The organism is Ruegeria sp. BHSC029, from assembly GCF_059613085.1.
This window is the reverse complement of the sequence record NZ_JBXWRU010000004.1, coordinates 115,622-136,610: the sequence shown is the minus strand read 5'-3', so window position 1 is coordinate 136,610 and position 20,989 is coordinate 115,622. Positions and strand designations below refer to the sequence as shown.

18 protein-coding genes are annotated in these 20,989 nt (G+C 62.4%); 8 read left to right on the top strand and 10 right to left on the bottom strand.

What is annotated here, in order from left to right; translation table 11 throughout:
• Positions 1-19 precede the first annotated feature (19 nt).
• The gene (gene dnaK / locus AC2FML_RS10715) at positions 20-1,927 is read right to left on the bottom strand and encodes a molecular chaperone DnaK (protein WP_170342692.1); all 1,908 of its coding nucleotides are present in this window, start codon (positions 1,925-1,927) and stop codon (positions 20-22) included.
• 213 nt (positions 1,928-2,140) lie between these two features.
• Here dnaK and AC2FML_RS10710 point away from each other — a divergent pair, with 213 nt between their 5' ends.
• On the top strand, positions 2,141-2,743 hold the full coding sequence (locus tag AC2FML_RS10710; protein ID WP_170342689.1) for an alpha-ketoglutarate-dependent dioxygenase AlkB family protein: 603 nt from the start codon (positions 2,141-2,143) through the stop codon (positions 2,741-2,743).
• Here AC2FML_RS10710 and AC2FML_RS10705 read toward each other — a convergent pair.
• Positions 2,740-3,561 (bottom strand): ABC transporter permease, encoded by an 822-nt coding sequence (locus AC2FML_RS10705; RefSeq protein WP_093963926.1) that lies wholly within the window; start codon positions 3,559-3,561, stop codon positions 2,740-2,742. The two genes, AC2FML_RS10710 and AC2FML_RS10705, sit on opposite strands and share 4 nt — an antisense overlap.
• A 122-nt stretch (positions 3,562-3,683) precedes the next feature.
• Here AC2FML_RS10705 and cysQ point away from each other — a divergent pair, with 122 nt between their 5' ends.
• The 7 genes from cysQ to AC2FML_RS10670 all read left to right on the top strand — a co-directional run bounded on the left by cysQ (position 3,684) and on the right by AC2FML_RS10670 (position 11,704).
• Positions 3,684-4,481 (top strand): 3'(2'),5'-bisphosphate nucleotidase CysQ, encoded by a 798-nt coding sequence (gene cysQ, locus AC2FML_RS10700; RefSeq protein WP_170361150.1) that lies wholly within the window; start codon positions 3,684-3,686, stop codon positions 4,479-4,481.
• On the top strand, positions 4,481-5,281 hold the full coding sequence (locus AC2FML_RS10695; protein ID WP_170361148.1) for a 3-deoxy-manno-octulosonate cytidylyltransferase family protein: 801 nt from the start codon (positions 4,481-4,483) through the stop codon (positions 5,279-5,281). Before cysQ ends, AC2FML_RS10695 begins: the two co-directional genes overlap by 1 nt.
• A 73-nt stretch (positions 5,282-5,354) precedes the next feature.
• Entirely contained in the window at positions 5,355-6,338 is a 984-nt protein-coding gene (gene galE / locus AC2FML_RS10690) for a UDP-glucose 4-epimerase GalE (RefSeq protein WP_496783084.1), read from the top strand.
• 7 nt (positions 6,339-6,345) lie between these two features.
• Positions 6,346-7,389, top strand: coding sequence for a glycosyltransferase family 2 protein (locus AC2FML_RS10685; protein ID WP_496783464.1), 1,044 nt, complete (start codon positions 6,346-6,348; stop codon positions 7,387-7,389).
• A 185-nt stretch (positions 7,390-7,574) separates the two neighbouring features.
• Entirely contained in the window at positions 7,575-8,561 is a 987-nt protein-coding gene (locus tag AC2FML_RS10680; protein ID WP_170364394.1) for a glycosyltransferase family 2 protein, read from the top strand.
• Positions 8,558-10,261, top strand: coding sequence for a DUF5927 domain-containing protein (locus tag AC2FML_RS10675; RefSeq protein WP_496783082.1), 1,704 nt, complete (start codon positions 8,558-8,560; stop codon positions 10,259-10,261). Before AC2FML_RS10680 ends, AC2FML_RS10675 begins: the two co-directional genes overlap by 4 nt.
• Positions 10,262-10,267: 6 nt before the next feature.
• Positions 10,268-11,704, top strand: coding sequence for a nodulation protein NodH (locus AC2FML_RS10670; protein ID WP_496783080.1), 1,437 nt, complete (start codon positions 10,268-10,270; stop codon positions 11,702-11,704).
• Here the strand turns inward: AC2FML_RS10670 and AC2FML_RS10665 are convergent.
• The 8 genes from AC2FML_RS10665 to hslO form a co-directional block, all read right to left on the bottom strand.
• The gene (locus tag AC2FML_RS10665; protein WP_093963918.1) at positions 11,688-12,206 is read right to left on the bottom strand and encodes a L,D-transpeptidase family protein; all 519 of its coding nucleotides are present in this window, start codon (positions 12,204-12,206) and stop codon (positions 11,688-11,690) included. The two genes, AC2FML_RS10670 and AC2FML_RS10665, sit on opposite strands and share 17 nt — an antisense overlap.
• Before the next feature lie 56 nt (positions 12,207-12,262).
• Positions 12,263-13,048 carry an ion transporter gene (locus AC2FML_RS10660; protein WP_170600803.1) on the bottom strand — a complete coding sequence of 262 codons (786 nt, stop codon included), beginning with the start codon at positions 13,046-13,048 and terminating at the stop codon, positions 12,263-12,265.
• A 20-nt stretch (positions 13,049-13,068) separates the two neighbouring features.
• Complete coding sequence (locus AC2FML_RS10655; protein ID WP_496783079.1) at positions 13,069-14,298, bottom strand: class I SAM-dependent RNA methyltransferase; 1,230 nt, start codon at positions 14,296-14,298, stop codon at positions 13,069-13,071.
• Between the two features lie 39 nt (positions 14,299-14,337).
• Entirely contained in the window at positions 14,338-16,170 is a 1,833-nt protein-coding gene (locus tag AC2FML_RS10650; protein ID WP_496783077.1) for an ABC transporter ATP-binding protein, read from the bottom strand.
• Entirely contained in the window at positions 16,167-18,017 is a 1,851-nt protein-coding gene (locus tag AC2FML_RS10645) for an ABC transporter ATP-binding protein (protein WP_496783075.1), read from the bottom strand. The genes AC2FML_RS10650 and AC2FML_RS10645 overlap by 4 nt, the downstream gene beginning before the upstream one ends.
• A 191-nt stretch (positions 18,018-18,208) precedes the next feature.
• Positions 18,209-19,360, bottom strand: a complete 1,152-nt coding sequence (locus tag AC2FML_RS10640) for a CCA tRNA nucleotidyltransferase (RefSeq protein WP_170434078.1) — start codon at positions 19,358-19,360, stop codon at positions 18,209-18,211.
• The gene (locus AC2FML_RS10635; protein WP_170459490.1) at positions 19,360-19,959 is read right to left on the bottom strand and encodes a CoA pyrophosphatase; all 600 of its coding nucleotides are present in this window, start codon (positions 19,957-19,959) and stop codon (positions 19,360-19,362) included. Before AC2FML_RS10635 ends, AC2FML_RS10640 begins: the two co-directional genes overlap by 1 nt.
• A complete protein-coding gene (gene hslO, locus AC2FML_RS10630; protein WP_170373157.1) occupies positions 19,949-20,935 on the bottom strand; it encodes an Hsp33 family molecular chaperone HslO in 987 nt (328 codons plus the stop codon). Before hslO ends, AC2FML_RS10635 begins: the two co-directional genes overlap by 11 nt.
• Between the last annotated feature and the right edge of the window lie 54 nt (positions 20,936-20,989).

Sequence of the window (20,989 nt, the reverse complement as noted above, 5' to 3'; positions counted from 1 at the left end):
GAATTGGCCCGGTTACCCGTTAGTTGCGCTTGTCATCGTCCAGGTCTTCGAACTCGGCATCGACGATGTCGTCATCGCCGGGACCCGCATCCGCGGCTGCCGGTTCGTCGCTGGCCTCTTCGGACTGCGCCTTGTAGATCGCCTCGCCCAGTTTCATGGCCGCTTCGGTCACGTTCTGGATGCCGGCCTTGATCTTGTCGGCATTGTCCGACTCGACCTCGTCCTTGAGGGCCGCCAGCGCCAGTTCGATGGCCTCGATGGTCGACGGATCGACCTTGTCGCCATGCTCCTCGATCGATTTCTCGGTCGCGTGGATCAGGCTTTCGGCCTGGTTCTTGGCTTCGACCAGCTCCTTGCGCTTGCGGTCGGCTTCGGCGTTTTCCTCGGCGTCCTTGACCATCTTTTCGATGTCTTCTTCCGACAGTCCGCCCGAGGCCTGGATCGTGATCTTCTGTTCCTTGCCGGTGCCTTTGTCCTTGGCCGAAACCGAGACAATGCCGTTGGCGTCGATGTCGAAGGTCACCTCGATCTGAGGCATGCCGCGCGGGGCCGGTGGAATGTCTTCAAGGTTGAACTGGCCCAGGATCTTGTTGTCTGCAGCCATTTCACGCTCACCCTGGAACACCCGGATGGTCACGGCGTTCTGGTTGTCCTCGGCGGTCGAGAAGACCTGGGACTTCTTGGTCGGGATCGTGGTGTTGCGGTCGATCAGGCGGGTGAACACGCCGCCCAGAGTTTCGATGCCCAGCGACAGCGGAGTCACGTCCAGCAGAACCACGTCCTTGACGTCGCCTTGCAGAACACCGGCCTGGATCGCAGCACCCATGGCCACGACTTCGTCCGGGTTCACGCCTTTGTGCGGCTCCTTGCCGAAGAACTTGGTCACCTCTTCGATGACTTTCGGCATCCGGGTCATACCACCGACCAGAACAACCTCATCCACATCGCTGGCCGAGATGCCGGCGTCTTTCAAAGCAGCCTGGCATGGCTTCAGCGACTTCTTGATCAGGTCGCCGACCAGCGATTCCAGCTTGGCACGGGTCAGCTTCATGACCATGTGCAGCGGCTGGCCGTTCGCGCCCATCGAGATGAACGGCTGGTTGATCTCGGTCTGGGTGGTCGAGCTGAGCTCGATCTTGGCCTTCTCTGCGGCTTCCTTCAGACGCTGCAGCGCCATCTTGTCCTGGCTCAGGTCGACACCGTGTTCCTTTTTGAACTCGTCGGCCAGGTAGTTGACGATGCGCATGTCAAAGTCTTCACCACCCAGGAAGGTATCACCATTGGTCGACTTGACCTCGAACAGGCCGTCGTCGATTTCCAGGATGGTCACGTCGAAGGTACCACCGCCAAGGTCATAGACCGCGATGGTCTGGCTGTCCTGCTTGTCCAAGCCATAGGCCAGCGCGGCGGCAGTGGGTTCGTTGATGATCCGCAGCACTTCCAGACCGGCGATCTTGCCGGCGTCCTTGGTGGCCTGACGCTGAGCGTCGTTGAAATAGGCCGGAACGGTGATCACGGCCTGCGTTACTTCTTCACCCAGATAGCTTTCGGCGGTTTCTTTCATCTTGCCGAGGATGAAGGCCGAGATCTGGCTAGGGGAGTATTTCTGCCCGCGGGCCTCAACCCAAGCGTCGCCGTTGCCGCCATCGACGATGGCGTAGGGCACCATTTTCTTGTCCTTCTGGACTTCTGCGTCATCCACACGACGCCCGATCAGGCGCTTGACGCCAAAAATCGTGTTGTCGGGGTTGGTGACCGCCTGGCGTTTCGCCGGCTGCCCGACCAGTCGCTCGTCTTCGGTGAAGGCGACGATCGAGGGCGTGGTCCGCGCCCCTTCCGCGTTTTCGATGACCTTCGGCTGCGCGCCGTCCATGATGGCTACGCACGAGTTGGTGGTCCCGAGGTCAATCCCGATTACTTTTCCCATTTTTCGATCCCTTTCTTTTCAAGGCGATGTCCCGAGGCCGGAACCCGTTACGGCATCCCTGCCCCGATCTGCTGGGCGCGACAGGTCTACACCATCGCGCGTCCCGGCGTATATAAGGGCGAGGCCTGAGGCCTGCAAGCGTTGTGAAATGCAGGTTTTCGGGAATCTTGGGCCTTTTTTGGCAAGGATTTCGAAAGGAATGAGGTTTCTGTCATGACGCGCCTGAATTTACGGGGGTTCGACATCCGAAAAGGCCATCTGGACGGCGCTGCTCAGCGGCAGATCATCGAGCTACTGAGGCCGATTCTGAAAGCCGCTCCGCTGTTTCATCCCAGCACCGCTTCGGGGCGCAAAATGTCGGTTCGCATGACGTCTGCCGGAACCCTGGGCTGGGTGTCGGACGGGGCTGGATACCGGTACCAAGACGCGCACCCCAAGGGCATGGCGTGGCCTGCCATTCCGGACCCGATCCTGTCGATCTGGCGCGACCTTGCCGGAACCGATCGAGATCCCGATTGCTGTCTGATCAACTACTACGGCGAAGGCGCAAAGATGGGAATGCACCAGGACAAGGACGAGGCCGATTTCTCGTGGCCGGTCCTGTCGGTTTCGTTGGGCGATGACGCCTTGTTCCGGATCGGCAACACGACCCGCGGCGGCAAAACCGAGTCCGTCTGGCTGAGTTCCGGCGACGTGGTCGTCATGGGCGGTCCCGCCCGGTTGGCCTATCACGGTATCGACCGGATCCGCTTCGGCTCTTCGCGCCTGCTGCCCAAAGGGGGCCGGATCAACCTGACGCTGCGCGTGGCAACCTAACGGCGCGCATCCCAGCTTTTCGAGATGTGCTTGCGGGTAAAGAACTCTCCCAGCAACCCGATCATCATCAGGGCGATACCGACCCAAAGCGCATATTCCCAGCTGGAATTGCGCGGAAAATAGTTGCGAAACACGAAACCGCGGCACTGATCGATCACGTGAAACAACGGGTTCCAGGCGAACATGGCCAGCATCCATCCGCCCAGCGCATTGCCCACGAACATCTTGCCCGAGAAGATCATGTTCATCCGGCGATAGACATTGCTGAGAATGGTGGAGGTCTGCGGCATCCACGGCTTGAGCGCCATGAAGACCAGACCGACCGCGCAGCCGGTGTACCACGCAAGGATCAGCATCGCGAACGCGCCGCCCGGGTCCTGCATCTCGATCGGATTGACCGCGACGCTGTAGACGAACAGGATCACCAGGATTGAAACGACCTGCGTGTACAAGGTCCCGAAGGCGGCGGCCAATAGCAGAACCATCATGTTCATCGGCGAATGCAGCATCATGGGATTGTTGGTGCCTCCAAGCCCCGCGATCGCACCGACGGACTTGATATGCGTCATGAACAGAAAGATGCCGGACAGGATGTACAGGATGAACTCACCCCGTATCTTGGCAACCCGTCCGCCCAGAAACGACATGATGAAATAGAACACGGTCGCCATCAAAACGACCTGGACGATGTTCATCATGATGGCGATTACGGCGTTGGAATGCTGCGAGCGGATGTTGCGGACCACGGCATGAAACACCAGTTCCGCAAGGTTGAATGCCCCACCCACAAGGCTGCTGCTTCGCTTGTAATAGAACACTCGAACGCTCTTTCCCGGTTTTGTTCCGCCAGCGTGGCACGAATTCCTTGCCGTTCCGTATCCGGCACAGCATAAGTTCGTCAGGTTTTCGGATCAACAAACCATGGAAACGGAGCATTTTTGTGACCTATGACGACCTCATCCCCGTGATCAGACGCCTGGCCCTGGAAGCGGGCGACAAGATCATGGAGATCTACGATGCCGATGATTTTGACGTGAAGGTCAAGTCCGATTCCAGCCCCGTGACCGAAGCCGACGAAGCTGCCGATGCCTTGATCTCGGCCGGGCTGCGCGCCGCCTTCCCCGACATCCTGCTGGTGACCGAGGAACAGGCCGCATCGCACAGCAAGCAGGGCGACACCTTTCTGATCGTCGATCCGCTGGACGGCACCAAGGAATTCATCAACCGACGTGGCGATTTCACCGTGAACATCGCGCTGGTCGAAAACGGCGTGCCCACCCGCGGCGTGGTCTATGCCCCGGCCCGCGGGCGCATGTTCTATACCCTGGCCGATGGCCGCTCGGCCGAGGAAACCGGCGCCCTGGACAAGGACAAACCGGGCGAAGTGACCCCGATTTCAGTCTCTGATCCTGACAATTCGGCGCTTTTGGTGGTGGCTTCGAAATCGCATCGCGACCAGGCTACGGATGACTACATCAACAAATACCAGGTCAAAGACAGCAAGTCGGCGGGCTCCTCGCTGAAATTCTGCCTTGTGGCCACGGGCGAGGCCGACCTCTACCCGCGTGTCGGCCGCACGATGGAGTGGGACACTGCCGCAGGCCACGCGGTTCTGGCCGGTGCCGGGGGCCATGTGGTGCGTTTCGACGACCACACGCCGCTGACCTACGGCAAGGAGGGCTATGCCAACCCGTTCTTCATCGCCTATGCCCCCGGCGTCGAACTCAAGGAGGCCTGATGTCGGTTCTGATCGCGATCCCCGCCCGCTATGCCTCGACCCGCTATCCGGGCAAACCGCTGGTGCCGCTGACCGGCGCAACGGGAAAGCCCATGACCCTGATCGAAAGGTCGTGGCGCGCGGCCATGTCGGTTTCGGACGTCGACCGGGTGGTGGTGGCCACCGATGACGACCGCATCCGCGCCGCGGCCGAGGGCTTTGGCGCCGAGGTGGTGATGACCTCGGAAAGCTGCGCCAACGGCACGGAACGCTGCGCCGAGGCGCATGACAGGCTGGGCGGCGGCTACGAGATCGTGGTCAACCTGCAGGGCGACGCCCCCCTGACCCCGCATTGGTTCATCGAGGATCTGGTCAATGGCCTGCGCGCCGCGCCCGAGGCCGGCGTGGCCACGCCGGTGCTGCGGTGCGACGGCGAGGCGCTGAACGGGCTGCTGAACGACCGCAGGCATGGCCGGGTGGGCGGCACCACCGCCGTCTTCGCGACCGATCACAGCGCGCTCTATTTCTCGAAGGAAGTGATCCCCTTCACCGCCGAAACCTATGCCGGGTCGGATCCGACGCCGGTGTTCCACCATGTGGGCGTCTACGCCTACCGGCCCGACGCGCTGGCCGCCTATCCGGGCTGGCCGGTCGGGCCGCTGGAACGGCTCGAGGGGCTGGAACAGCTGCGGTTCATGGAAAACGGGCGCAAGGTTCTGTGTGTCGAGGTCGAGGCAAAAGGCCGTCAGTTCTGGGAGTTGAACAATCCGCAGGACGTGGCCAGGATCGAAAGCATGATGGCCGCGATGGGGTTGGAATAGGCGCAAATTCCCCGTTCCGCGCGGGCCGACGAGCAGCTAATCCATGACGGGCAGACATTCGGCAGGACCACGGATGAAAAACATACTCGTGACCGGCGGCGCCGGATATATCGGATCTCATGCCTGCAAGGCGCTGGCGCAGGCGGGCTATGTGCCCGTGACCTATGACAACCTTGTCACCGGCTGGCAGGATGCGGTGAAATTCGGCCCGTTCGAACAGGGCGATCTTCTGGACCGCGCGCGGCTAGACCAGGTCTTTGCCAAGTACCAACCGGCGGCGGTGATGCATTTCGCCGCGCTCAGCCAGGTCGGCGAAGCCATGAGCGAGCCGGGCCGGTACTGGCGCAACAACGTCACCGGATCGCTGAGCCTGATTGAGGCGGCCGTGGCCGCCGGCTGCCTGGATTTTGTGTTCTCGTCCACCTGTGCAACCTATGGCGACCACGACAACGTGGTGCTGGACGAAACCACGCCGCAACACCCGTTGAACGCCTATGGCGCCTCGAAACGCGCGATCGAGGACATCCTGCGCGATTTCGAACAGGCGCACGGGCTGAACCACGTGATCTTTCGCTATTTCAACGTGGCCGGTGCCGACCCTGACGGCGACGTGGGCGAGTTCCACCGCCCCGAGACGCATCTGGTTCCGCTGTTGTTGGACGCGATCGACGGGAAGCGCGACGCTCTGACCGTCTATGGCACCGATTACGACACGCCCGACGGCACCTGCATCCGCGACTATGTCCATGTCTGCGACCTGGTGGATGCGCACGTGCTGGGCCTGCGCTGGCTGGAACAGGGCAAGGGCAGCCGAGTGTTCAACCTGGGCACCGGCACCGGGTTTTCGGTGAAAGAGGTGATCGCGCAGTCGCACAGCGTGACCAATCGCGAGGTGCCCTTCATCACCGGTCCGCGCCGGCCGGGCGACTGCACCAAGCTGGTGTCAGGCTCGACCCGGGCCGAGGCCGAACTGGGCTGGCGGCCCAAACGGTCGCGGCTGGAAGTGATGATCGCCGATGCCTGGCGCTGGCATCAGAATGGCCATTACGAAAAGTGATCATGCCATGGGCGCCGCGCACCACCATGACGAAAACGCCCTGGGCTGGGTTCGCAGATACCGTCTGCGCCTGAAGCGCAAGCGCCTGTTGTGGCGGTCCTTCCGCAGCCGCCACGCGTTGACGCCGGTTTCGGACAAGACCCGGCTGATCGCGCCCACCGACATTCTGGCCTTTACCACCCTGCGCAACGAGATCGAGCGCCTGCCCTGGTTCTTGCGCCACTATCGCAGGCTGGGGGTCGATCATTTCCTGATGGTCGACAACGGCAGCGATGACGGTTCGACCACCTATCTGCTGAACCAGCCGGACGTGTCGCTGTGGCAAACGCAGGCCAGCTATCGCGAGGCTCGGTTCGGGCTGGACTGGCTGACCTGGTTGCAGATGCGGCATGGCCATGATCATTGGACGCTGATGGTGGATGCGGACGAACTGCTGATCTATGCCCATCACGACAGCCGCGACCTGCGCGATCTGACGGGATGGCTGGACCAAATCGGACAGCCGGCCTTTGGCGCGCTGATGCTTGATCTATACCCGAAAGGCCCGTTGGGCGCGGCGCCCTATGATCCCGAGACCGACCCGACCGAAACTTTGAACTGGTTCGATTCCGGCCCTTACAGGGCCCGCCGGCAAGAGCCGCTGGGAAACCTGTGGGTGCAAGGCGGCGTTCGCGAACGCGCCTTCTTTGCCGATTGCCCGGACCGGTCTCCGACCCTGAACAAGATTCCGTTGGTGAAGTGGGACCGTCGCTATGCCTTCGTGAACTCCTGTCACTCGGCCCTGCCCCGACACCTGAATTTTGCCTATGGCGGGCCTTCCGGGCAAACCCCCTCGGGCGTCCTGTTGCACACGAAATTCCTGCCGCAAGTCGTCGAGAAGTCGCGCATCGAAAAACAAAGGCGCCAGCATTTTCATGATCCCGACCAATTCGGGCCATACTATGATGGCATCATTGCCGGGCCCGACCTTTGGACTCCACAATCAGAACGGTATTCAGGCTGGGCGCATCTGCAGAGCCTTGGACTGCTGTCAGCGGGCGGGTGGACGTGAACGGGGAATCCTGTGCCCCAAAAACCCATGCTTGGCTAACGGCTTTTAAATACATTGCTTCGCAAGGTGCGAAAATGTCATAAAACGTTAGTGTCCGGCTCCCGTCTGACCAAATGCGGACCCCGGGCATGCTCGCGTATTACAAGAAGGTTGGGCAGCGCGTGAGCCTTTTGGATTCTTACCGGATGAGACTGCGGCGCAAGCGCCGTCTTGTGCGCTGCATCCGCCGAAGACGCGATCTGCGCACCGTCCGCAACAACACCCGGCAGATCCGGTCCGGTGATGTTCTGCTGATGAGCGTCGTGCGCAACGAAAAGATCCGCCTGCCCTATTTTCTGGACTATTACCGCAAGCTGGGCGTCCGGCATTTCCTGTTCGTCGACAATGACAGCACGGATGGCACGCTGGACTATCTCAAGGCGCAGCCCGATGTCTCGGTCTGGTATACGAATACCAGCTATCGCCGTTCTACATTCGGGATCGACTGGTCCAACTACTTGCTGCGGAAATACGCCCATGGACACTGGGTCCTGACCGTAGATCCGGACGAGTTCCTGATCTATCCGTTCTGCGACACACGTCCCATCGACGCGCTGACCGACTGGCTGGACGGCACCGGGGTGCGCAGTTTCGGGACGATGCTGCTGGACATGTATCCCGAGGGGCCGATACAGGACGCCACCTATCACGAGGGGCAGGACCCGTTCGAGATTGCCGCATGGTTCGACTCGGGCAACTACATGATCACCAAGAACCCGGCCTATGGAAACCTGTGGATCCAGGGTGGGCCACGGGCAAGGGTTTTCTTTCAGGACAAGCCCGCGAAAGCGCCCGCGCTGAACAAGATCCCTCTGGTCAAATGGGATCGGCGCTATGTCTATGTCAGCTCGACCCATGCCCTGCTGCCGCGCGGCCTGAACCAAGTCTACGACGAGTGGGGCGGCGAGAAAACCAGCGGCGCATTGCTGCATGCCAAGCTGATCAACACGCTGGGTGACAAAGCCCGCGAAGAACTGCAGCGCGGTGAACACTACCGCGCGTCCGGCGAATACAGGGCCTATGTCGACCAGTTGGAGAGCAAACCGGTTTTCTGGTGCAAATGGTCCGAGAAATACATCAACTGGCGCCAACTTGAGATTCTGGGTCTGATGTCCAAAGGGAACTGGGCATGAGCGGGACCCTGGGCATCGTGATGCTGGTCCACACTGCGCTGGACCGGGCTGAGCAGGTTGCCCGGCACTGGACCGCGGCAGGTTGTCCGGTGGTCATCCACGTCGACCGCAAGGTCGACCCGGCCGTGTTCAAAGACTTTGTCGCAGCCTGCGGGGATGATCCGCTGATCCTGTTCTGCGACCGCCAGGTCTGCGAGTGGGGCGGCTGGGGCATCGTTGCCGCTTCGCAATCGGCCGCGACACTGATGCTGGAGCGCTTTCCCGACACACGCCATGTCTTTCTGTCATCCGGCTCTTGCCTGCCATTGCGCCCGGTTCAGGACCTGATCGATTACCTGAGCGACCGGCCCCGCGTGGATTTCATTGAAAGCGCCACCACCGCCGATGTCAGCTGGACCGTGGGCGGGCTGGACCTCGAACGTTTTACCCTGCGGTTTCCCTTCTCGTGGCGCAAACACCGCAAGCTGTTTGACCGCTTCGTCAAGCTTCAGCGCGCGGTCGGATATCGGCGGACAATCCCCAACGGGCTGATCCCGCATATGGGCAGCCAGTGGTGGTGCTTGACGCGGCAGACCCTGACCGCGATCCTGCAGGACCCCAAGCGAGGTGTCTATGATCGATATTTCCGGCATGTCTGGATCCCAGACGAAAGCTATTTCCAGACGCTGGCGCGGCTCTATTCCACCCAGATCGAAAGCCGATCGCTGACCCTGTCGAAATTCGACTATCAGGGCCGCCCGCACATGTTCTATGACGATCACCTGCAGTTGCTGCGCCGATCCGATTGTTTCGTCGCCCGCAAGATCTGGCCGCGCGCCGACCGGCTGTATCAGGCGTTTCTGAACGATCAGTCCCTCGCCGGAAAACCCGCCGAGCCCAATCCCGGCAAGATTGACCGCGTATTTTCCAAAGCGGTCGAGCGTCGTACCCGCGGCCGCGACGGCCTGTACATGCAAAGCCGTTTTCCCCGCCATGGCAGCGAAAACGGCCTGACCGCGTTTCCTTACTCCGTGTTTCAGGGTTTTTCCGAGTTGTTTGAGGGCTTTGAAAGCTGGCTGGGCAATGCGTCAGGCGCCCGCGTCCATGGGCATCTTTTCAACCCCAAGCGCGCCGAATTCGCCGAAGGAGAGACTATCCTGAACGGGTCCCTCAGCGACAACGCCATTTTGCGCGACTACAATCCGACGGCGTTTCTGTCGAACCTGATCTGGAACACCCGGGGCGAACGCCAGTGTTTTCAATTCGGCCCCGCTGACACCCAGAAGATCAATTGGTTTCTGGCGAGAGACAAGAACGCACAGGTCTGCGTGGTCACCGGTGCCTGGGCTGTTCCCCTGTTTCGGTCGAACATGAATTTCGCCGACATCCGCGCCGAAGCGGCCCGCCTGCAAAAGATTGAGACCGAACAGCTTGAGGTGCTGGATTCCGTGTGGACCAAAGCGCGCGTGCATGTTTGGTCAATGGCCGAGTTCGTTGAATCCCCGATGGAACACCTGCAAACCGTTCTTGAAGGGATGGGCGCGACGCAGCCCAGCCATCTGATCGAGGCGCCGACGATGGTTGATCTGGCCGGGTTTGGAAAGTTCCTGCAAAACCTCAAGAACCAGGGAATGCACCCTCACCTGATGGGCGACTTTCCTGCCGACGATGTATTCGGCAATCAGACCCGCCCGTATCGCAAGCCCTACCTGGTGCAATGACCCCGCATGCCGACCGACTTTGACTATTTCATCATTCTTGCCGAAATGCGCACCGGGTCGAACCTGCTGGAGGCAAACCTGAATGCGTTGGACGGCGTGCAGTGTCATGGCGAGGTGTTCAATCCGCACTTCATCGGATACCCGAAAGCAACCGAAGTGCTGGGACTTTCACTGGAAGACAGGGATGCTGCGCCGGACCGCCTGATCGAAGCAATGCGTTCCGCGCCGGAGGGTCTGCACGGGTTCCGGTTTTTTCACTCGCACGACCCGCGGGCCCTGGCGATGGCGCTGAACGATCCGCGCTGCGCAAAGATCATTCTCAACCGCAACCCGTTGGACAGCTACATCTCGCTCAAGATTGCGCGGGAGACCCAACAGTGGATGCTGACCAACGTGAAACGCAGGCGCGCCACCAAGGTTGCGTTTGATGGGGACGAGTTTCGGGACTACGTGGATGAGCAGCAGGCGTTTCAGCTGAGTTTAGTCAATCAGCTGCAAAAAACGGGCCAGACCGCATTTTACATCGGTTACGAGGATCTGACCCAACTGGATGTTCTGAACGGACTGGCGGCATGGCTGGGGGTTGAGGCGCGTCTGGATCAACTGGCTCCGGATCTCAAACCTCAGAACCCGGAACCGGCCTTATCCAAGGTGACCAATCCCGAAGCCATGGATGCGGCCCTTGCGGCGCTGGACCGGTTCAACCTGCACCGAACGCCGAACTTTGAACCACGACGGGGCCCGGCCGTTTCGCGTCATATCGCGGCCGCGGAAACGCCGTTGATGTATCTGCCGATCCGTGGTGGACCGGAACAGATCGTGGTTCAATGGATGTCCGAACTTGATGGCGGCGAGCTAATCACCGACCGAAACCAGAAACAGGTGCGCCGCTGGATGAAGGCGCATCCGGGTCACCGGAAATTCACGGTCCTGCGACACCCGTTGGCGCGGGCGCATTCGGTGTTTTGCGAACGGATCCTGGGCACCGGGCCCGGCGCATATGCCGGAATCCGAAACCGGCTGCGCAACGGGTTCAAGTTGCCGATCCCGGGCCAGGTGCGCGATGGAAACTATTCGCTCGAACAGCACTATCAGGCGTTTTCGGCGTTTCTTGAGTTTCTGCAGCTGAATCTCTCTGGCCAGACCCCGATCCGGGTCGACGGGCTGTGGTGCACGCAGGCCCGCATGCTGGAGGGGATTGCGGACTTTGCCCTGCCCGACCTCATACTGCGCGAGGAAGAGATGGCCACCGCGCTACCGGATCTGGCCCGCGGCCTGGGGCACAATGCCCCGCCGAAGCCCGGCGTGCCCGCGCCGGACCAGCCCTATTCGTTGGATCAGATCTACGACGACAGGCTCGAAGCGCTGGCCGAGGAAACCTATCAGCGCGACTATCTGCAGTTCGGATTCGGGAAATGGCGGCCTATCAGGGACGCACGGTGATCAACGTACCTTCGTTCACCATCGCATAGATCTCTTCGATCTCTTCGTTCTTGACGGCGATGCAGCCAGCGGTCCAATCCGGTGTCTTCTTCGCGCGCTTGAATTCCTTGCGCAGGTTCGGTTGGCCGTGAATGAAAATGTCTCCACCCGGGTCGAAGCCCATCGCCTTTGCCTTGGCGATATCCTGGCTGTTGGGATAGGAAATCCCCAGCGACAGGTGATATCGGCTGCGAGGGTTGCGGCGATCGATCAGGTAGGTGCCCTCGGGTGTGCGACCGTCTCCGCGCTTGACCTTTGTGCCGCTTGGAGCGAACCCAAGCTCGACATCATACTCACGCAAGATCTGCTCGTGATGCAGCAGGTACATCTTGCGCGCGCCCTTGTTCACCACGATGGATGTCACCTCGGGTCCGTTGTAGGTCAGAAACCGGGGGCCCGCACTTCCACAAGCCGAAAGGCTCAGTGTTGCCAGTGCACCCAATCCAAATGCTCGACGATCCATGATTTCACTGCCTGCTCGTTTTTTCGCATAATGCCAAAATCCGGCAGAAACGGAAATCACTTTTTGCTGTTCATGTGCTCGGTCAGGCGGCGTTCGATCGACTCCAACCGGTCCAGCACCTCGTCCCGATAGGCATCCGTCTTGACTTCATCCTCGGCGTGGTGGGCATCCTGCATCGAATTCACGATCAGACCGACCAGCAGGTTCACGACCGCGAAGGTCGTGACCATGATGAAGGGCACGAAGAACAGCCAGGCGTAGGGATACACCTCCATCACCGGGCGGACGATGCCCATCGACCAGCTTTCCAGCGTCATGATCTGGAACAGGGTGTAGGCCGACAGACCCAGATCACCGAACCACTCCGGAAAGCTGTCCGAGAACAGTTTGGTCGAGATCACCGCGCCGATATAGAACAGGATCGCCATCAGCAGGAACACGCTGCCCATGCCCGGCAAGGCCGAGATGAAACCCTCGACCACCCGGCGCAGGCGCGGCGCGACCGAGATCACCCGCAGCACCCGCAGGATCCGCAGCGCACGCAACACCGAAAGACCCGCACCGCCGGGCACCAAGGCGATGCCGACGATCACGAAATCGAAGATGTTCCAGCCATTGAGGAAAAACCGGCGCCCGTTGGCCACCAGTTTCATCGCGATCTCGGCCACGAAGATGGTCAGGCAGACGGTGTCGAGCAGCACGATCGCCGGCCCGAATTTGGCCATCAGGCCGTCCGAGGTCTCCATGCCCAGCAGAACCGCGTTCACCAGGATGACGCCGGTGATGAATTGCGAAAACCGCGGGTTTTCGACAAAGGCCTGCAGGCGCTGCCGGATCGTCATGCGAAGGGTCTCCTGTCGGGTCATGAATTCTCTGCCAGTTTGAAGCTGCCCACCAGTTCGCTGTGGGATGACCATCGAAATTGGTCAACCACTTGGACCCATTCAAGGGCATAGCCCGCCTGAACCAGAATTTTTGCATCCCGCGCGAAGGTCACAGGGTTGCAGGACACATAGGCGATGACCGGACGGCGGGCCTGAGCCAGCTCGGCCACCTGGGCCTCGGCGCCGGCGCGCGGCGGGTCCAGAACCACGGCGTCAAAGCGGCGCAGCTCGTCCGGCATCAAGGGGCGGCGGAACAGGTCGCGCGCCTCGGTCGTGACCTGTTTCAATCCCGTGGACTTGCGCCAGCCCTGATCCAGCGCACGGGTCATGTCGGCCGCGCCTTCAACGGCATGAACCTCGGCCCGTTGCGCCAGCGGCAACGAGAACGTGCCGCAGCCCGCGAACAGATCAACCACCCGCTTGACCGGGCCGACAATCTCGAAAATAGCCTGTGTCAGAGCCTGTTCTCCGTCTTTCGTGGCCTGAAGGAAGGCCCCCGGCGGCGGGACCACTGTGGCCGGTCCGAACCGCTGTTTTGGTGGGTTGCGCATGGCGATCACCTCGCCATCCCAGGCCAGCCGCGCCAGCCCGTGCTGCTCAGTCGCCTGCGCAAGCGCCAGTTCCAGCGGGCCATCCAGCGGCTTGCCGCCCTGCACCGCCACGTCCAGTCCGGCTTCGGACAGGGTCAGGGTGACCGACAACACTCCCTTGCGGCTGCCGCCCAGTTCGGCCAGCGTCTTGGCCACGGGGATGGCGGCAGTCAGAGCCGGGTCCAGCAGCTGGCAATCAGGAATCTCGTTGATCACGTCCGAGGCGCGCCCGTGGAACCCCGCCAGCGCGCCCTTCTTGGTGCGGCGCACAGCGATGGTGGCGCGGCGACGCGACCGCGGCGGCGACGTCAGGATCGGGCGCATCTCGGCCTGCAGCCCCTGAGCGGCCAGCGCGGTACGCACCACCTCGACCTTCCAATCCGCCACGAAGGCGTCCGAGGCATGCTGCAACTGGCAGCCGCCGCAGCTTTTGTAGTGGCGGCAGGGCGGCTTGACCCGATCGTCCGATGGCGTCAGCACCTTGATATCGCTCAGCGCCGAGCCGTCCAGCGCGCCGGTGACCCGCTCTCCGGGCAGCGTTCGGGGGGCATAGACCGGGCCCTCGGCGATGCCGTCGCCCTTATGCCCGAGGCGGAGAATGGTGTATTCCTGCGTCATGGCCTGCCTGATAGCCGGGCTGACGCGCCAACAAAACCCTTATTCGGCGGCTTCGGTCTGGATGAACCCGCCCGACTGGCGGTGCCAGAACCGCGCATACAGCCCGCCTTGCGCCAGCAGGGTGTCATGCGGCCCGCTTTCCACGATGCGCCCGTGATCCAGAACGATGATCCGGTCCATCTCGCTGAGGGTGGACAGGCGGTGGGCGATGGCCAGCACGGTCTTGCCCTCCATCACCCGGTGCAGCGCGGTCTGGATCGCGGCCTCGACCTCGGAATCCAGCGCCGAGGTGGCCTCGTCCAGCACGAGGATCGGCGCGTCCTTCAGGATCGCGCGGGCCAGCGCGATACGCTGACGCTGGCCACCGCTCAACTTGACGCCGCGCTCGCCCAGATGCGCGTCATAACCCCTGCGCCCCTGCCCGTCCTGCAGATCGAGGATGAAATCATGCGCTTCGGCCTTTTTGGCGGCGGCGATCATCTGGTCTTCGGTGGCATCGGGCCGACCGTACAGGATGTTGTCGCGGGCCGAACGGTTGAACATCGCGGTTTCCTGCGTGACCATGCCGATCTGGCGGCGCAGGCTGTCCTGCGTGACGCGGGCGATGTCCTGCCCGTCGATCAGAATCTGCCCATTTTCCCTGTCATAGAGCCTGAGCAGCAGCGAAACCAGGGTGGACTTCCCCGCCCCCGAGGCACCGACGATGCCCAGTTTCTCGCCCGGCTGCACCGTCAGCGTCAGGTCCGAGACTCCGCCCACGTCGCGACCATAGGCAAAGCTGACATCGCGGAACTCGATCCGGCCCTCGGGCACCGTCAGCTCGGTGGCGTCCGGCGCATCCTCGACCCGGTCGGGCCGCGCCAGGGTTTTCATGCCGTTCTCGATCTCGCCCACATGGGCGTAGATCCCCATCAGGGTAAAGCTGACCCATCCCGTCATCTGAGCGATGCGGATCGAAATGGCGCCCGCCGCCACGATATCCCCGGTGGTCGCCGACCCGGCCTGCCACAGCCACAGCGTCGCGCCCAACAGCAGAACCGGCAGAACGCCCGCCAAGGTCATCAAAATGAACCGAAAACTGGCCGACAGTTTGCCAAAGGCCAGCGACTTGTCGCGCAGCGCAACCATCGAGTCGCGCGCGGCCTGATCCTCGAACTCGGAATGGGCAAACAGCTTGACGGTCTTGATGTTGGTGATCGTGTCCACCACCTGTCCCGACACCATCGCCCGCGCTCCGGCCCGCGCGGCCGAGCGTGTACGGATGCGCGGCAGGTACCAGCGCACCAGCAGGAAATACACAGCCAGCCAAGCCACGAAGGGCAGCATGACGAGGGGATGAATAGACCCTAACAAAAGCAAAGATCCCACGAGCGAGGCCAAGGCAAAGACGATGGCGCTGATGGTTTCCGATACGACCGAGGTCAGGGCATTGGCCGTCTGCATCTGTTTCTGGGCGATGCGGCCGGCAAAATCGTCGTCGAAATAGGTGACCGACTGCCCCAACGTCCAGCGGTTCAGCTTGGCCAGGACCAGCGGCGGGATGTTGGGCATGACGATATAATTGTTCGACACCGAGGACAGCCCGAACAGCAGCGGCCGGATCAGCATGAAGAACGCCACGGCGCCCAGGATCATCCACAGGTTTCGCGGTGTCAGAAAGTTCTCGGGGCCGCTGGCGGTCGCGATGTCGATCACCCAGCCCAGAATCCAGGCGGTTCCGGCCTCCATCGCGCCTGCCAGGGCCGAAAACAGCGCAGCGGCGAACAACATGGGCCAGGCCCCTGTCAGGCACCAGCGAATGAACGCCCCCAGCCTTTGCGGCGGGGGCGTCTGGGTGGGTTCAAACGGTTTGATCAGGTCTGCGACCGTCATTCTGCTGCCTCGTCCGCGGCCTCGGGGTTCATGAAGCCGCCAGATTGGCGCGCCCAGAACTGGGCGTAAAGACCGCCCTGCTCCAAAAGATCGGCATGGGTGCCTTCCTCGACGATCCGGCCTCCGTCCATCACCAGGATGCGGTCCATCTGGGCGATGGTGCTGAGCCGGTGCGCGATGGCGATCACGGTCTTGCCCTGCATCATACCGTATAGCGTCTCCTGGATAGCGGCTTCGACCTCGGAATCTAGGGCGGATGTGGCCTCGTCCAACAACAAGATCGGCGCGTCCTTCAGGATCACCCGCGCCAGCGTCACCCGCTGCCGCTGCCCGCCGCTCAGCTTGACGCCGCGCTCGCCCACATGGGCGTCATAGCCGGTGCGGCCCTGCGGGTCCTGCAGGTCGAGGATGAAGTCATGCGCCTCGGCCTGTTTGGCGGCGGCGATCATCTGGTCTTCGGTGGCATCGGGGCGGCCATACAGGATGTTGTCGCGCACCGAGCGGTGCAGCAGCGCGCTGTCCTGCTGAACCATGCCGATATTGCGGCGCAGGCTGTCCTGGGTGACGGTGCGGATGTCCTGCCCGTCGATCAGGATCGCACCGCTTTCCACGTCGTAGAACCGCAGAAGCAACTTGACGAGGGTCGATTTCCCGGCCCCCGATCGCCCGATCAGCCCGACCTTTTCGCCCGGCTGGATTGTTAGATTGACATGATCCAGCCCGCCGGTCTCGCGGCCATAATGATGCGACAGGTCGCGGATCTCGATCCGGCCCTTGGTGAGCTGCAGCGGCTTGGCGCCCGGCGCATCCAGCAGGTCGACGGGCTGGGCGATGGTCTCCATCCCTTCGGCCACGACGCCCAGCTGGCGGAAGAAGCTGGTCAGAGCCCACATGATCCACCCGGTCATGGCATTCAGCCGCAGCGTCAGCGCAGTGGCCGCAGCCACCACCCCGACCGAGGCGCTGCCCTGCATCCATAGGTAAATGGCCCAGCCGACCACACCGATGATCAGCACGCCGTTCAGCGCGACCAGAACGGCATCCATGATGGTGAAGATGCGCATCTCGGTCTGGAAGGTGCGCCGGGTCTCTTCGATCGCTTCGCGCGCATAGTCGAGCTCCTGCTGGGCATGGGCGAACATCTTCACCGAATGGATATTGGTATAGCTGTCCACCACCCGGCCCGTCACCGTGGACCGCGCATCGGACGCGGCCTGCGACGCCGGCCCCACCCGCTGCACCGTCCAGCGCACCAGCAGCGCATAGAGCGCGAACCAGATCAGCAGCGGCAGCAGCAGGCGCGGATCGGCGGCCATCAGCAGGATCGCCGCACCGATCAGATAGGCCAGCGAGAACGAAATCGCATCGAACACCTGGAACACCACCTCGCCCGCGGCGGGCGGGGTCTGCATGATGCGGTTGGCGATGCGCCCGGCAAAATCATTCTCGAACCAACCGACCGACTGGCGCAGAACGTGCTTGTGCGCCCGCCAGCGGATCAGCGTTCCGAAATTGGGCAGGATCGCGTTGTTCAGCAACAGCACGTCCAGCACATGCAGGATCGGGCGCAGGAACAGGATGAACAGCGCGACCAGAACCAGCTCGGTCCCGTGGGCCTGCCAGACCTCGGACGGCGATCCGCCCAGCAGGTCGACGACCCGGCCCATGTAATAGATCAGCCCGATCTCGACCGCGGCCACGATGATCGACATCAGCGCGGCCCAAAAGAAGACGCGCCGAAAAGGGCGGGAATAATCCAGCATGAAGGGCCACAGCCGCGTCGGCGGCTTGTCTACCTCTTCATAGGCAACAAAAGGGTCTACGAGGTTTTCGAAATAGCGAAACATGGAGGTGCTCCGATTGAGCAGGAAAAATGAAAATGCGAAAGCAGATGGCGCCAAAACACCACCCGTACGGGTCAGGTGTTCTGGCTTTAGCCGAACCAGATCCCGTAATACATTCGCAGTCCTCCATCCATGTGACAGGCGCAACCTAGCCGAACACCTGCGGGCTTGTCATCCCCTTTTGAGACTTCCCGTCAATATTGCAGCAGCGCGTCCCGGTCCAGCGTGAATTCCGAGGCGATCCAGCGGCTCTCCAGCTCGGCCAGTTTCGCGCCCAGCGCAGGGCCGGAGTAGCGCCCGAGCAGATCGGCGGCCCTGACCGGGAATGTCTCTGCGGCCCCTTTTTCAACGGCCGCGCCCGTCTCAGCCGTCCAGGGCTGTTCCAGAAAGGCGCAGCGCAGCAGGGCCGCGTCCTGTCCGTCTGGCTGGCCCAGCCGATACCCCAATTCGGCCGCCCCGGCACCGCATTGCGCGCCGTCCCGGATCCGGGTCAGGCGGGCCAGTTGCGCCTTGCTGAGGCGCAGAGTCCCAGCAACCTCGGGCGCAGCGATGGCTGCCAGACGGCGCAGCGCGTCGGGGGCAAGCCCGGCCTGTGATTCAAGATGGATCAGGATCGGCAGCGCCCGATCGTCGGCGCCGGGCAGCAGATGCGCCAGAACGCCGATGCTGCGCATGGCCGCCACTGATGGGGCCGGATCGGGCGCGGCCAGCAGTTTCAGCATCTCGGCTCCGACCCGCTCGCGCGACAGCCGGTCGAGCCCGTCCAGATCGGCCGCAATCGCCGCCAGAGCATCCGGGTCCATCCCGGCCTGCGCATCGCCATACCAGGCGTGAAACCGGAAATACCGCAACGAGCGCAGATAGTCCTCGCGGATGCGATCTTGGGCCGCACCGATGAACCGCACGCGCCGCGCCTGCAGGTCGGGCAGGCCGCCCAGCGGATCCAGAATGGTGCCGTCGGGGCGGGAATAGAGCGCGTTCATCGTAAAATCGCGGCGGGCGGCGTCCTCTTCCACCTGGTCCGAAAAGGCCACGACCGCGCGCCGCCCGTCGGTTTCGACGTCGCGGCGAAAGGTTGTGATCTCATGTGGTTTGCCGTCGCTGACCACGGTCACGGTGCCATGATCAATCCCCGTCGGAATCGCCTTCAGCCCGGCCCGTTCAGCCAGGTCCATCACCTGTTGCGGGCGGGCATCGGTGGCGATGTCGAGATCCGAGACCGGGGCCCCCAGCAGCGCATTGCGGACGCAACCCCCAACGAACAGCGCCAGCGCGCCGCCCTCGGTCAGCGCCGCACACACGTTCTGCGTGGCCGGGTTCGTGATCCAGTCTTCGGTGATCCGCATCATTCGTTCATCCGTGCCGCCAACCCGCGCAACATGCGGGCCGTGGCGCCCCAGATGTAGTAGGGGCCAAAGGGCACCGCGAAGTAATACCGCCGTGTTCCGCGCCAGATGCGCGATTCAACCACATAATTCGCAGGGTTCAGCACATGCGCAAGAGGAACCGAAAATACTTCGTCAACCTCGCCCGGTTCGGCCACCGGGTCAAAGCCGCGCTCCAGAACCGCCACCACCGGTGTCACGGCGAATGACGTGACGGTTTCATGCACCGGCAAGGTACCCAGAATGCGTGGCAGGTCCGGCGGCAGGCCGATCTCCTCCTGCGCCTCGCGCAGGGCGGTTGCGGTCACATCCGCATCGGTGTCATCCTGCTTGCCACCCGGAAAGGCGATCTGCCCCGGATGGTGTTTCAGGGCCGAGGACCGCTTGGTCAGGATCAGGCGCGGATCGCCACGGGCCAGGTCCACGGCAACCAGAACACCCGCGGGGCGCAGCTTGCGCCCCGCGGGCAGAACCGTGCCGGGATTGAGGTCGAAGTCGCTGGACCCGTCACCCGGACGGGCCAACGCCGCGCTCAGACGCGGGATCAGGTCAGGCGCCATCCGGATCTTCGGCCTCGAACCCGACCGATTTCGGATCCAGCACGTAATGCGCGCCGCAGAACTGGCAGTCGGCGGTTACGGTACCTTCATCCGTGGTCATCTTCTCGATGTCCTGGGCCGAGTAGATCGACAGGCTTTGACGCACGCGGTCCTCGGAGCAGGTGCAGCCGAACTGCACCGACTGGGCCTCGTACACGCGGGGCTGTTCCTCGTGGAACAGGCGCACCAGCAGGTCGGTCGGCGCCACGGATGGTCCGATCATTTCCAGATCCTCGACCGTGTCCAGCAGGATGTTGACCCGGCCCCAATTCTCTTCTTCCTGACCATCGACCAGATCGGCGGCTGTCAGAACTTCGCCAGTACCCTCGCCGCTGGCGACAAACGGAGACGCCTTTGGCATGTGCTGCAGCATGATGCCGCCGGCGCGCCAGCGTTCGCCCACACCCGGCTCGGTCGACCGGCCAAAGCTGAGCGAGAAGCGGGTCGGCAGCTGTTCGGACTGCGCGAAATACGCCTCGGCACAGGCGCTGAGCGATCCTCCGGCCAGCGGCGTGATCCCCTGATAGGGTTGCGTTCCCTTGCCCTGGTCGATCAGGATCGCAAAGTATCCCTCGCCCACCTGATCAAAGGGTGCACCTTCGGTCAGACGGTCGCGGTCAAAGCTGGCATAGGCCCTGATCTGCGCGGGCTGACCCTCTTCTCGCGGGGCGTAATAGTCAGTGGCGATCATCCGCACGGGCCCCTTGGACTGAACCTGCAGCGACAGCTTCCAGCGCAGCGCGACGGTCTGGCCGATCAGCGCGGTCAGCAAGGCCATCTCGGCCACCAGCGCCTCGACCTGCGCGGGGTAGTTATGCTGCTTCAGGATGCCGTCCAGCACCCCGTCCAGCCGGGCCACGCGGCCACGCATATCCGATACATCAAGTTGAAAGGGCAGGACGGTATCGTCCCACGCGATTTTCGTTCCAAGAGACATGGGGTTTCCTTAAGCGCCGCAAGTTGGCATATCGCCACCATATAGGTCGTACAT